Source organism: Streptococcus pseudopneumoniae (assembly GCF_001074565.1).
GTDB lineage: Bacteria > Bacillota > Bacilli > Lactobacillales > Streptococcaceae > Streptococcus > Streptococcus pseudopneumoniae_J.
This window is the reverse complement of record NZ_JUQX01000059.1, coordinates 67,527-79,574: the sequence shown is the minus strand read 5'-3', so window position 1 is coordinate 79,574 and position 12,048 is coordinate 67,527. Positions and strand designations below refer to the sequence as shown.

Annotated in this window: 16 protein-coding genes; all 16 read right to left on the bottom strand. The window is 37.1% G+C overall.

Features of this window, described 5'->3' with window-relative positions; genetic code table 11:
* Positions 1-3 precede the first annotated feature (3 nt).
* Positions 4-2,361: a VirB4-like conjugal transfer ATPase, CD1110 family gene (locus ADI74_RS08805; RefSeq protein ID WP_192833040.1), complete on the bottom strand. Its 2,358-nt coding sequence runs from the start codon at positions 2,359-2,361 to the stop codon at positions 4-6.
* Positions 2,312-2,671: a PrgI family protein gene (locus tag ADI74_RS08800; protein ID WP_001097589.1), complete on the bottom strand. Its 360-nt coding sequence runs from the start codon at positions 2,669-2,671 to the stop codon at positions 2,312-2,314. The genes ADI74_RS08805 and ADI74_RS08800 overlap by 50 nt, the downstream gene beginning before the upstream one ends.
* A gap of 53 nt (positions 2,672-2,724) precedes the next feature.
* Positions 2,725-3,579 (bottom strand): conjugal transfer protein TrbL, encoded by an 855-nt coding sequence (locus ADI74_RS08795; RefSeq protein ID WP_049538378.1) that lies wholly within the window; start codon positions 3,577-3,579, stop codon positions 2,725-2,727.
* Between the two features lie 16 nt (positions 3,580-3,595).
* Positions 3,596-3,838, bottom strand: coding sequence for a hypothetical protein (locus ADI74_RS08790; protein WP_049538377.1), 243 nt, complete (start codon positions 3,836-3,838; stop codon positions 3,596-3,598).
* A gap of 20 nt (positions 3,839-3,858) precedes the next feature.
* Positions 3,859-5,736 (bottom strand): VirD4-like conjugal transfer protein, CD1115 family, encoded by a 1,878-nt coding sequence (locus ADI74_RS08785; RefSeq protein WP_049538396.1) that lies wholly within the window; start codon positions 5,734-5,736, stop codon positions 3,859-3,861.
* Positions 5,736-6,224: a hypothetical protein gene (locus ADI74_RS08780; RefSeq protein WP_048791736.1), complete on the bottom strand. Its 489-nt coding sequence runs from the start codon at positions 6,222-6,224 to the stop codon at positions 5,736-5,738. Before ADI74_RS08780 ends, ADI74_RS08785 begins: the two co-directional genes overlap by 1 nt.
* The gene (locus ADI74_RS08775; protein WP_000869759.1) at positions 6,214-6,513 is read right to left on the bottom strand and encodes a hypothetical protein; all 300 of its coding nucleotides are present in this window, start codon (positions 6,511-6,513) and stop codon (positions 6,214-6,216) included. Before ADI74_RS08775 ends, ADI74_RS08780 begins: the two co-directional genes overlap by 11 nt.
* Positions 6,514-6,846: 333 nt before the next feature.
* Entirely contained in the window at positions 6,847-7,434 is a 588-nt protein-coding gene (locus tag ADI74_RS08770; protein WP_049538373.1) for a CPBP family intramembrane glutamic endopeptidase, read from the bottom strand.
* A 2-nt stretch (positions 7,435-7,436) separates the two neighbouring features.
* On the bottom strand, positions 7,437-7,670 hold the full coding sequence (locus ADI74_RS08765) for a hypothetical protein (protein WP_000840776.1): 234 nt from the start codon (positions 7,668-7,670) through the stop codon (positions 7,437-7,439).
* A gap of 12 nt (positions 7,671-7,682) precedes the next feature.
* On the bottom strand, positions 7,683-8,063 hold the full coding sequence (locus ADI74_RS08760; protein WP_000566543.1) for a hypothetical protein: 381 nt from the start codon (positions 8,061-8,063) through the stop codon (positions 7,683-7,685).
* Complete coding sequence (locus tag ADI74_RS08755; RefSeq protein WP_049538372.1) at positions 8,056-8,505, bottom strand: hypothetical protein; 450 nt, start codon at positions 8,503-8,505, stop codon at positions 8,056-8,058. Before ADI74_RS08755 ends, ADI74_RS08760 begins: the two co-directional genes overlap by 8 nt.
* The gene (gene dcm / locus ADI74_RS08750; protein WP_049538371.1) at positions 8,489-9,847 is read right to left on the bottom strand and encodes a DNA (cytosine-5-)-methyltransferase; all 1,359 of its coding nucleotides are present in this window, start codon (positions 9,845-9,847) and stop codon (positions 8,489-8,491) included. Before dcm ends, ADI74_RS08755 begins: the two co-directional genes overlap by 17 nt.
* Before the next feature lie 99 nt (positions 9,848-9,946).
* Positions 9,947-10,726, bottom strand: a complete 780-nt coding sequence (locus tag ADI74_RS08745) for a replication initiator protein A (RefSeq protein WP_049538369.1) — start codon at positions 10,724-10,726, stop codon at positions 9,947-9,949.
* Positions 10,723-10,896, bottom strand: a complete 174-nt coding sequence (locus ADI74_RS10990) for a hypothetical protein (RefSeq protein ID WP_080980393.1) — start codon at positions 10,894-10,896, stop codon at positions 10,723-10,725. The genes ADI74_RS08745 and ADI74_RS10990 overlap by 4 nt, the downstream gene beginning before the upstream one ends.
* Positions 10,897-11,097: 201 nt before the next feature.
* On the bottom strand, positions 11,098-11,463 hold the full coding sequence (rplL, locus tag ADI74_RS08740; protein ID WP_049538368.1) for a 50S ribosomal protein L7/L12: 366 nt from the start codon (positions 11,461-11,463) through the stop codon (positions 11,098-11,100).
* Positions 11,464-11,538: 75 nt separating this feature from the next.
* Positions 11,539-12,039 (bottom strand): 50S ribosomal protein L10, encoded by a 501-nt coding sequence (rplJ, locus tag ADI74_RS08735; protein ID WP_001287274.1) that lies wholly within the window; start codon positions 12,037-12,039, stop codon positions 11,539-11,541.
* Between the last annotated feature and the right edge of the window lie 9 nt (positions 12,040-12,048).

Below are 12,048 nucleotides of genomic sequence, written 5' to 3'. Positions count from 1 at the left end.
CCCTTAATTAGAAGCCATTTTATCAGGATCTGTACTCATGATATCAAACAATTGTGTACCTTGAGGAATCTTATTTTTAAAGGGAACGACAACGGAACCAGCTTTTATTAGTCCTGCCCCTTTTTCTGGATTGACTAGGTATTTTTCGAGTTCTTTTGACAAACCTAAGAGTTGAACCAGTTCTTCTCTATCATTTTTTGCTTGCTTAAGGAGAATCATAAATTCACTATTTGCAATAATCCGTCTACCGTTTGGATCTAACAATAAGGTTTCGACGTTTTGGGTTATCCCAGTCGGACTAGCTCCATATTTTCTGACACGACTCCACAATTTAAAGAAGAAATCACTGGCATATTTATCTAATAAGAGAAGCTGCATTTCATCAAAATAAATCCAGGTCTTCTTCCCTAATTTTTGGTTCCGAACGACACGATTCCATATCTGATCAAAAACAACCATAAGAGCGATTTGTTTCAGCTCATCTCCTAACTTTTTAACATTATAGATTAAGAAATTGGATCCTGTCTGAATATTTGTTTTATGAGAAAAAATATCAAGAGAACCTTCGACATACAGTTCCATATCAAGTGCCAAATTCTGCGCTTCTTCTTCTGGTTGTTGGCTCAATACAAAGACCCATTCTTCCAAAGAAGGCTCTTTAAATGACTGATAGGTGAGTCTGGTAACTCGGTCGATAATCGATTTTTCTCTTCCATCCATTTTCCTATCCAATAACTTGCCGATAAAAGATAAAAGAAATTCTGATTTTACCTTTACAGGATCTTCATCCATATTTTCCTCAGACAAGTCAAGGACATTGAGATAGGTTTGGGAATCTGGCGCAATATCAATCATTTCTCCACCAAAAGCCCGTCCAATGACACTGTACTCTGCTTCTGGATCCACAATGATAATTTCAGTATTTTCACCAGATTCTTTGATTTTGGTCGTGATAATTTCATGCTTGGTTGCCATCCCTTTCCCAGCTCCAGATGTCCCTAAAATCAGACCAGACGGTGTATTTAATAGGCTGCGATCAATGGTAATAATATTGCTTGAGATTTGATTGATACCGTAATATTTCCCACTGCGGTCTTGTAAGTCTACTGAAGTCCATGGAGAGTTCACTGCTACATTAGACGTTAATAAACTCCGTGATACTCCCTCTAAAAAATCACAACCAAATGGCAGCAAACTATTAAAGGCTGCTTCTTGCATATATGGAAGTTTATCAATCATTAGGTCATTTGAGCCGGCCACTTGTTGAATCGTGTCTAGAGCTTGTTTGAGTTCTTCTTCATCCTGACCAAAGACACCAATCAAGAATACTGTTTGAAATAGTTTATCTCCTGTCTCTGTCATGGTTTTTAAGAGTTCCTCAGCTTCATCGATATTGCTTTCTAAAACATGGCCTACTTTTTCTAAATAGATACCTGTACGAGCAAGTTTTTGTTGTTCCCCAATCTTTTGAGATTCCATCAAGGTCTTCTTTGTACGTAGTTTCTTCATGGCATCTGCCTTGGTCGAACTTTGGGCATGGAGGCTCACAATCAATTCCAAATCTCCTTGCATGAGGTCTCGAATAAACTGATCCCCTAATTCCATGCCGTAGTCTCTCACATAGACAATCTGCAATAAGCGGTCATTAATTTGTAGGTAATTCTTGTTTTTAAAATCCAAGAGATTTGGTGCTATGAAGTGACGAGTTGTCTGACCAGATCTGGTTAAATCACGGTAAGAAAAAGGAAGATGGTGTTCTCCTCTAAGCATATCGGCCAACAAGTTGACACGGTCTTCTCCAGCCAAGGATTCAAATCGTGCATCAATTTCTGAGAAACCACTCTTGAAATATTCTCCTATTTGGGACAAGGAACGATAGGCTTGTTTGGGATTAGAATCCTTTCTACCAAAGCTAATCAGTTTCACAGCTGAAAAATTATTTTCACCACTGTCTAAATTCTGATTCATCATCCGATTCAATTCTTTACGATAGGTATCATATCCATCTTCTTTTTCCTCATACAAAACACTTTGTCTAAACTTTTCTAAATTCAATCTTTTATTAAAGATGGTCAATTGGAAGTTGGTTTGGTCATCTAGGGAGTTAATCAAATCAGAATACTTCTCAATGATTGCGCCCTTATCTTCTAAACCAACGGTCTGGTAATTGACATCACCAAGTAAATAGCTTTGTGAGAAATAATCTTCTTTTACCTGCATCAGACCATTTTGATACAGGGCTTGATAAGAAAGAGTATTAGCCGTTGATGGTAACACTTCCTCTTTTTTCCCTTTAACTTTTTCCTTTTTATTAGTCATTGAAGTTTTTTGTTTCTTTAATGTATTTGATTTTCTTTTCATGTTCAGGTCCTTTCTTTCCTGTAATTGTGCGTAGGGGAACCGTTAATTCAAAATGAAGACGGTATTTCAAATAATGTTCAAAATATAAATCATTGGGTTTATAGACTCCAAAAAGCATGAGGGGAATGGTAAAAGCAAACACAAAACCGTAAACAAACCAATCTCCAAATTGCCAGAAAAAGAGATTCAAGCCCAAAACAATAATTGTGACAATAAAGGCTGGTAAAACAAAGATGATTTGTCTTGTGGTGAAACCTAACCAAGCCCTGTGTTGGTATTTTGAGATGTCTTTAAAGACACGTGTATTCATGACTTTCCTTTCTAAAAAGGCTAAGAAGCAATCACTTCCTAGCCTTTATCTAATTACATACCTAAGATTGAGCGAGCCGTACGTTGAGAACCAACGAGGGCAATAATCAGTAAGATAGCTTGTATTAAACTACCAAACATAATCGCAAGAGATTGCAGGACTCCTGCACCATTTGAAACGGCTATTTTCCCAGCAGATTCAAACAAAGGAACAAGAGAAACAATCAGAAAAATAAGAACCCCTTGTACCGCATAGACCATAATATTTTTTAAATAGCCAATACCAATAGACTTCCACTCATCACTTAAAAATGTTGGAATCGTAAGAGGGGCAAATGGAATCATAAGGTAGAGTTGAATAAATCGAATGGATACCAAAAGATTGACCATGGCTGCACTTACTATCCGAACTAGCCAAATGAGGAGTGCGAAAAAGCCCACAATCATCCGGCCAATAAATCCTGACCCTTTTAATCCAGAGATTGTATCATACTTCGCCCCACCGTGAGCCACAATCGAGGCCACTTGTTCAATGGCGTGACTCGCAATCCCGATGATAGCTTCTACAATAACGGTAGTATTGGTAATTACAACTGCGACCATAATATAACTAATCAACATCGGCGCTAATGCTTCAAAGGTCATCGCTCCACCTGAGTTAGCAATTTTCTTTGCCATCTTTGAAAATTCTAGGATGAGAACAACTGATAAAATCGCAACTCCAAGAGGTTGCATGACACTTTTAGTAATACTAGACATATAAGTCCAAACTGTTGGATTATAGCTAGATAGAGATTTAATCAGATCTACCGTAGATTGTAAATCCACATTAAATCCTTCAAATAAATTTTCAGCTGATATTTTTTCAGATGCAAGGTAAACAAAGGGTGAGACTAAACTAAAATTCATGTCATTGTTTATCCTCTTAAATTGAAATCTGAGTTACAAAGGCTCCAGCAGCCCCGACCATAACTCCACCGACAATTTCAAGAATGGCATTCCGAACACCTGGTCCACCATCTTTAATATTGGTTGCTAGGTTGACAATCCCTACAACAACGAGAAAGGCACCAACCGCAATCAATCCCTTCTGTAACAAAGACATAGCTTGTGCAAACATAGCACTTGCGTCTACTCCATAAACAAAACATTTAAAATGCGTAATCATCTATTTCCTCTTTTCTATTTTTATTTTAAACTAGATTCAAAAGTTAAATCACGAATTCTAAGGCCTTCAAGATGATTTTCTTGTCTTTGATTTAAAGGATTGATTTGATAGTTCCACCACCGTTCATCGGTTTCTTGATTGGCTAGGTATTTCCAGTTTGGATGCTTAGTGGAATTGTACTTTTTACTTTTAAAGACAGGCATATTGGCAATTCGAACCAGGCATTCATGCCGTTTCATATTTCCGACTTCATCAGGTGTCATTAAATCACGAGCAATCTTTTGATGAGAAAGGGATCCTGAACCTGTCTGGCCAAAGGAACGACTAGTATTTCGAACATCAATGGTTTGTTTACCGAGTAAGCCACTCATGAATTTAAAGGTATCTTCATCATTACCACCTAAGTAGACTAAGCTATCACAGTTCCCCAAAATGGTTTTCCAAGCTTCTTTTTCTTTATAGAGCCCTTGAAGTTGGGCAATATTTTGAAGAATAGGAACGAGACTCATATTTCGAGAACGGACTGTTGAGGTTTGTTCAGCAAAATCTGGGATTTCTCCGATATTTGCAAACTCATCTAAGTAAACTCTCACATGAAGAGGCAATTGACCCTTAAAATCAATATCTGCTTGTCTTGTTAGAGTTTGAAATACGGTTGAAAAAAAGAGGGCTGAAAGAAAGCGAAAAGTGCTATCGTTATCTGGGATAACTAAGTAAACCATTGATTTTTCCTGGCCCCATGTCTTCATATCAAGGGTATCTCTTTTGGTCAAATCCATGACACTTTGAATATTGAAGAGGGCAAATTTAGCAGTGGTTACAGCTATAACAGAATCCAGAGTCTTATCCTTATAATTTTGAAAATCTGCCCAATTTCGCATGGTAAAATTTTCAGTTCCATACTTTTTAGCATAATTTTCAAATAGAATTTCTAAGACACTTTTTTCTTGATTTTCACCCTTGGATAAGTGTTTAATGAGTTTTGAGATTTCAGCAAAACTTGGATAACGCCCTCGTTTTTTTCGTTCTTCCACTTCTCTTTTTTGACGTTTCAACAATTTTTGATATTCCTTTTGACTTAATCGACTTTCTTCTATGAGCTGTTCTCTTGTTTTAGGTGGGTTATAGAAATCGACCAAGTAAGAGGCTAAAGCTCGTACCAAAGTCATAGAAGCTTCATCCCAAAATGGATCACTACGGGAGCCAGAGCCTTTGGTGTTATTGAAATAAACCGTCAGCATGCGATTCAAATCATTTTCTGTCTCTATATAGCGAAAAGGATTGAAGCCATCTGAGTTCTTCATATTGACTAAATCTAACACCTTTACTTGGTAGCCATGTTCTAAAAAGAGTTTGCCTGTTTTCTCGGCCAAGTGATCTTTAGGATCCACTACAATATTAGAACTATTCATCTGAATCAGATTGGGTTTCACAAAGCGAAATGTCTTCCCACTTCCTGAACCTCCGATTACCGCAATATTCTTATTTCTATCATATTGGGGTGGTTTTTTATCTAATAATGTCAAACGAACATCTTGTGCTAAGATTGTATCATGAGAAAATTCCTTACCGTAAAAGAGCTTCTTTTCTTTTAGAGTTCCAAAACGAGCGCTCCCGTATTCTACCCCTTCTCGGTATTGTTTTTTACCAGTCTCTAAATAGAGATAAACCAGCAACATCATCACAAAGCCTAGTAGAAAAAAAGCACTTGATTTTCCAGTAAAGGAAACATTCCATGGCGACTGAAGAACTTCATCTTGACCTTCCATCAGAAGATGAGTCCATTTATCTAAGGTATTTCCAGTATAGGAATCATACAAAAGCGTCAAACGATGAAAAAGATAGCCTAGTAAGATACCTAACAGTGAGAATAGTAGGAATTTCTTTCCACTGTACATCATCTCACCATCTCTTTCTGTTTGACGGCCCCTTCTTGTCTAAAGGTTATTTGGGATTTAGCCTCATCAATTGCATCGTCTAATGACTTATCCATGGTAAAATCAGCTAATTTCTCTGGATTATTAACCATTTTTTCTAACAGATGGTCTAAATGATTGTCCAGAATCGAACGGTCTTTCGTGTAGAAATGTAGAGAATCCCCTTGCCAAGCGATGGCTAAAGGAATCTCTTCTTTTTCTAAGAAAGCTTTAAACTTCTCTATATCAATTGGTTTGTCTAAAAAATCTTTTTTCAGATTAATCGTATCAATCGAATAAGGAGATTGTAGCAATTCTTCTAATTTCTGCACCCCTATCTTATAGGCGGAATCCTGTGCTAAAGCCTGACGTCTAGACCATTCTAGAATCTTTAAAAGACTTTTTACAGTAAATAAAAGACTACGCTCAGCATATTGAACTGCCATTCGTTCCTGTTGTTCAGAGGACATCTGATGCCTCCTTCTTCACAAATAGCAGCTTTCCTTCTTTATAACGATAAGCTATCAATTTTTGACGTTGCTTAATTGACTTGACAACCTGCAGTAGATCTCTCGAATAAGGTTCTCGAAGAGTAACTTCTACTGCTTTTCCATCAATGATACCAACACGTTTAAATTCAATGTAGTCTTTTTTTAGATGTCCTAAGCCCATACCAAAAGGAAAGTGATGAATCAATTGGATGGTACAACCACCTTTATTTCCCATTTGTTTTAAATCATACAAGTTTACTACCTTCATGATTAACTCCTTTATCTAGTTTGTCGCATCGTTTAAGTCTGGTAACGATAAACTCCGTGTCTGTTAGAAAATTCTCACACACGTCTTGTGCCAGTTGCCCTTCACAGGGAAATACTCTCAGTCCCTACTTACACAGGCACGCTAATCAAGACGGAGTGGATTCAATTTTCAAAGAACAAGTAGCTTTATTATAGATAAGAGTAGTTGAAATTTTTATCACATTTCTAATTTTTCTGTCGAGCTAAATTCGTATTAATCAAAGAGTTTGAAATAAAAGACTAACATTGTTACATAACGTTAGCATTTCATTTCCCTAAAACAAACTAATTTGGTCTAAAAAAGCAGCAAACTATAAACTAGTAGGTTCCACACCAAATGTAGCCCCATACTGCCCCATAAATCCGATTTATAGCGTACCATCCCTAAAAACATGCCAAGTGAAACATATAAACACCAAGCTAGAATGGTTCCTGGATGATGAGCCAAAGCGAACAAAACACTTGTCAACGCAATTCTGATATCTAATTTTCTGACCAAGTTCCATAAAATTTCTCTATACAGAAATTCTTCAACCATACTCGCATTGATTAAGAACAATAAAAATGAAAACCAAGGAACTTGATGTTGAAGGCCAATTAAGTTTGCTTGATTCGTGCTTCCTTGAGCATGAATCAGACTAAAACATAGACTTATAATTAGTAGGCTAACGAATCCAATACCAAGCCATTTTATCCTAGATTTCATATTGACCTTGACCACTTGTTTTCGTTGGCCATATATCCATAAAAAAGAAATGAGTGATGCACCATAGAGAATCTGTAGTATAGTTAACTCACCGATACAAAGCAATTTCAGTAAGTATAGGGATACCAATAGGACATTTACTTGTTGGAATATATAAACTGGAATTATTCTTTTCATAGTTACCTCCGAAATAAATCTTCATAATCTAAATCTAATACCTGCACAATCCTTTCTACCCATGGACTTTGAGGCATTCGTTGTTCCATCTTGTAGTGACGAATCTTTTGATACAAGCGATTCAATTCACTTGGATAGTGAAACTCTCCCGCAAACATTTTTCTGGTTAACTCAATCCAGCTGATATTTCTTTCAGCCAAAATAATGGACAAGTTCTCCCAAAATCGTTCAGCCATATTGCTTCTCCTTTAGTTAGATAAATAATGTGTTTGTGCCATGTAAATCAATTGTTTCGTATCTCTTGGCAATAAAGCTCTAGCCTCTTCCAAATTCAGATTTGGATAAACCCGCTTATTTGAAACCGCAAGAGGAAGTCTGATGGTTAGTTCAGGATTTTTTAATATCATTTCGATGAAATCTGTTAATTTTAGGTTATCTCGATTCTTAAAACGTAATAAATTTGGAGATAAAAACTCGAAACAATCTGAAGAATAGCTCATCATCTCAATTAATTTGTCCTTTGTCATTTCAGAAACTGAATGACAAGATACCTCGATGCCATAGTTTTGGAAGAAGTCTAAAAGAAGTTGATTTCTTTGGCTATTTTTACTTAGATAGAGATCAATCATGGGAGACCTCCCAAAGATTCGGTTCCATTTGATATTCTGAGACGATTAAGGAATCTAATAAATTTGCGAAGTTAATCGGTTTCTTGTCTTCATCATAAGCTTTTACAGTTACTTGGGTTGTAAGTATTCCCTCTTTTCCCTCGGCTCGATAGCCTTGTCCATATAAAACAAAAACAAGATTCTGATGATCATCTACAAAGGCATCAGCTCCGTTCTTTATATCCTGACTTTCAAGGAATTCCATAATGTTTTGAAGATAGGATTCGTAAAATAGGGGGTAGTTGTGTTTTTTATGGTAATCATCTAAAAATGTCACCTCAAACTCACATGGATAATTGGGCATCAAAAATATTTGTTCATCCAGCTGTTTGATTTCTGCGTCATGTAATTCTGTTTCTAATTCATCACAACCTAGTATTGATTCTTTATTTAATGCTTTCATCTTTTTCCTCTATTTCTTTTAATTTTTTTGCTATTGCGGCAATCACAGGAACGGTTACACTATTACCAGCTTGTTTATAGAGCTGACTATTACTAGAGACTTTTCTAGCAGCTTCAAAAGCCCAATCAGGAAAGCCCTGCAGTCTAAAACACTCTTTAGGAGTGATTCGTCGTATCCTCAAACGGTAAAATTGCCCATCAATTAAGACACCAGCTACTTGGTAAACTTGTTTATCTTCTCCTTCATAGCTAGCCACTACTACTCCCATTTGCCCACTAGTTGTTAACGTATTCGCTATACCTTTTCCAACTCTACCACGACGATACTGAGAACTTGGTCTTTCTAAATTGATTGAATCCCCAATCTCTGCTTGAGCATATCCTTTTTTCGTTGCTTCCCGTACTTTTAGAAATTGGATTGGTTCTGGAATTAGTATTTTGGGGATTTTATCTCCACCTTGCATCGTAGTCAGTGTTGGAGATAAGCCCTCACTTCCATAGACGCGACCAGTCTCCTTAAAGCTAGTTGGTAAATCTCCAACAACGACAATGCCATGACGATCCTGAGTATTTAAAGTAAACATCGGCTCTTGATTTTCCTTAAAGCGTCTACCATTTTGTCTTTTGTCTAATCTATCTGGTGTCATACAAGGAATCGCAACCTTAAATCCTTCTCCTTTTCCACGAACTAAGGTTGGCGCAAGACCTTCTGAATAATAGACTTTACCACTCATTCCACTTCTTGATGGATTTAAATTCCCTAGTGCTTTCAAAGTCTCAGGGTTAGTTGCTTGACCTTCTCGTCTGAAAGGAAATAGGAGTCTGGTACCTTTCTTTCTAGAATGTCCGATAATAAACACCCTCTCTCTGTTTTGGGGAACGCCAAAATCCTTACTGTTAAGCACCTGCCACTCAACATCAAACCCCAACTCATCAAGTGTGGTAAGAATTGTGGTGAACGTCCGTCCCTTATCGTGATTGAGTAGGCCTTTAACATTTTCAAGAAAAAGAAAACGTGGTTGGATTTGTTTGGTCGCTCGAGCAATTTCAAAGAACAAAGTTCCTCTAGTATCTTCAAATCCCAATCGTCTTCCTGCGATTGAAAATGCTTGACAAGGGAATCCCCCACAGATGACATCGACTTTCCCTCTAAGTTTTTTAAATTCGTCATCTGAAACATCTCGTATGTCATGAAATTCTATTTCTCCTTCTGTTTGAAAAATGGACTTATAAGCTTTCCTAGCAAATTTATCAATCTCACAAAATCCAATACACTCGTGTCCGACACTTTCCATTCCTAGTCGAAAACCACCGATACCTGAAAATAAATCAATAAATTTCATTTCTTTATCACCCCTTTCTGACCGACTATAAATGTCCAAATAGTCACACCACTTGAAATGACAATGAGCATAACTAATATCCACTCGATTGGCGACATTTTAACCACCTCCTTTTCTAACACGGTTATTCCAAACGGAATATAGGCCATTAAACACAAATTCAGCTAAAACTTCCGCTCTTCTAACAAAGCGAACATTGTCAAGAGCATACTGATAGATTCTCTCAAAATCAGTCATAGCAATTTCACTGGCTGTTTCGGAAAAACCCTCTCGTCTAAATTGATCCTGTACCAATCCCCAAATATAATCTCGATCATATTTTGTGACCTTTTCTACTTTTCTTCTCAAGATAGGTTGAGAGTTCCTCTCTTCCTCATCCTCAATAAATAAAGAATCAGTCTCACTATATTTAGTCTCACTAACTTCAGTCTCACTAGGGGCTGAATGTGAGACGGGGCCCGTTTCATTTTCAACCTGCCCTAGTCTTTTTTTAACGCTAGGCCTGTGCGAACTAGCTACTGGGGTAGAAGATAATTCCCCTAAATAAATCTTATTAGCTAGTCTTCCTTTCTCACTCGAAGACTGTTGGACTTCATCAATTAAGTCATATTCTTTAAGAATTTTTTTGATGGACAGTAATTTTGACTTCGAACAACCTAACAGCCTCATCAGTTTAGAATTAGAAAATACTAAATAAACCGCGCCTTCTTCATCTATCCAACCACGACTGAGAGATAATTCTAAACGATCTTTTAAAATAGAATAAGCCACCTTTACTTCTAGTTTCATATCCATATATTTCTCATCCTCAAAAAGAATTTTAGGTAATTTATAATACCGTTCTGAAGTTTGGTATTGATTTGCGGTAATTCGTTTCATAGCGCTCCTCCAAGTTCTTTGATTATTAAATCTCCACTTGATTCCAATCGAACCAAGCCACTTTTTTCTAATTCAGCCATAAGAGTGATGGCTTCAACAATATCAATTCCCATTTCACGTACTAAAAACGAAATGACAATATAGCGTGATGATTGTAATTCTTTTGTCATTTTCCCTCCTGAAAATAAAAAAAGGAGAACAATATTCAATTGTTCTCCACGATAAATTTGTTAAAAAGAAAAACCCTGCCAAATTAATTTTTGGTAGGGTTTTTGGTAGGAAACCAAATTAATTTATCAGTTTCTAAAATGTGTTCACGATTCTAAAAGGCTGATACTATAGTATTCCGAATTCTAATTGGTATATGCCTCTTATTTAAGAGTAACTGAAGCTCCAGCTTCTTCCAATTTAGCTTTGATTTCTTCAGCTTCTGCAGTTGGAACGCCTTCTTTGATGACACCTGGTGCACCATCAACAAGTTCTTTAGCTTCTTTAAGTCCAAGACCAGTGATTTCACGTACAACTTTGATAACGCCAACTTTTTTGTCACCAGCAGCTGTCAATTCAACGTCAAATGAATCTTTAGCAACTTCTTCAGCACCACCAGCAGCAGCTACAGCTACAGGGGCAGCTGCAGTTACACCAAATTCTTCTTCGATAGCTTTTACAAGGTCGTTCAATTCAAGGATTGAAGCTTCTTTAATTTCAGCAATAATGTTTTCAATGTTCAATGCCATTGTTATTTCCTCCAAATAAGTTTTAAATTTTATAATAGTTTTTTTCGTAGCTAGGCTACGCTGCGTAGCTTAAGATTAAGCTGCGTCTTCTTTGTTGTCTGCAACCGCTTTGACTGCAAGAGCAACGTTGCGCACTGGCGCTTGAAGTACAGAAAGGAGCATAGAAAGAAGTCCTTCGCGGTTTGGAAGAGTTGCAAGAGCAACGATTTCTTCTTTAGATGCGACAGCGCCTTCGATTGCACCACCTTTGATTTCAAGTGCTTCAGCGTTTTTAGCAAAATCGTTCAAGATTTTCGCTGGCGCGATAACATCTTCGTTAGAAAATGCTACAGCAGATGGTCCAACAAATACAGATGCAAGATCTTCAAGACCAGCTTTTTCAGCTGCACGACGCAAGATTGAGTTTTTAATGACTTTATACTCAACTTCGCTTCCACGAAGCTCACGACGAAGAACTGTATCTTGCTCAACTGTCAAACCACGAGCGTCTACAACGACGATAGATGCAGCAGCTTTCATTTTTTCAGCTACTACGTCAACTAGTTCCGCTTTTTTAGCAATAATTGCTTCACTCATTAGTGTGTT

Coding starts and splice junctions, on each gene's coding strand:
- ADI74_RS08765 (WP_000840776.1), bottom strand. CDS start 7,670: ATGGCTGAACGATTTTGGGAGAACTTGTCCATTATTTTGGCTGAAAGA.
- dcm (WP_049538371.1), bottom strand. CDS start 9,847: ATGAAATTTATTGATTTATTTTCAGGTATCGGTGGTTTTCGACTAGGA.
- ADI74_RS08745 (WP_049538369.1), bottom strand. CDS start 10,726: ATGAAACGAATTACCGCAAATCAATACCAAACTTCAGAACGGTATTAT.
- ADI74_RS08785 (WP_049538396.1), bottom strand. CDS start 5,736: ATGTACAGTGGAAAGAAATTCCTACTATTCTCACTGTTAGGTATCTTA.
- ADI74_RS08790 (WP_049538377.1), bottom strand. CDS start 3,838: ATGATTACGCATTTTAAATGTTTTGTTTATGGAGTAGACGCAAGTGCT.
- ADI74_RS08805 (WP_192833040.1), bottom strand. CDS start 2,361: ATGAAAAGAAAATCAAATACATTAAAGAAACAAAAAACTTCAATGACT.
- ADI74_RS08775 (WP_000869759.1), bottom strand. CDS start 6,513: ATGAAGGTAGTAAACTTGTATGATTTAAAACAAATGGGAAATAAAGGT.
- ADI74_RS08760 (WP_000566543.1), bottom strand. CDS start 8,063: ATGATTGATCTCTATCTAAGTAAAAATAGCCAAAGAAATCAACTTCTT.
- ADI74_RS08770 (WP_049538373.1), bottom strand. CDS start 7,434: ATGAAAAGAATAATTCCAGTTTATATATTCCAACAAGTAAATGTCCTA.
- ADI74_RS08780 (WP_048791736.1), bottom strand. CDS start 6,224: ATGTCCTCTGAACAACAGGAACGAATGGCAGTTCAATATGCTGAGCGT.
- ADI74_RS10990 (WP_080980393.1), bottom strand. CDS start 10,896: ATGACAAAAGAATTACAATCATCACGCTATATTGTCATTTCGTTTTTA.
- ADI74_RS08795 (WP_049538378.1), bottom strand. CDS start 3,579: ATGAATTTTAGTTTAGTCTCACCCTTTGTTTACCTTGCATCTGAAAAA.
- ADI74_RS08755 (WP_049538372.1), bottom strand. CDS start 8,505: ATGAAAGCATTAAATAAAGAATCAATACTAGGTTGTGATGAATTAGAA.
- ADI74_RS08800 (WP_001097589.1), bottom strand. CDS start 2,671: ATGAATACACGTGTCTTTAAAGACATCTCAAAATACCAACACAGGGCT.
- rplJ (WP_001287274.1), bottom strand. CDS start 12,039: ATGAGTGAAGCAATTATTGCTAAAAAAGCGGAACTAGTTGACGTAGTA.
- rplL (WP_049538368.1), bottom strand. CDS start 11,463: ATGGCATTGAACATTGAAAACATTATTGCTGAAATTAAAGAAGCTTCA.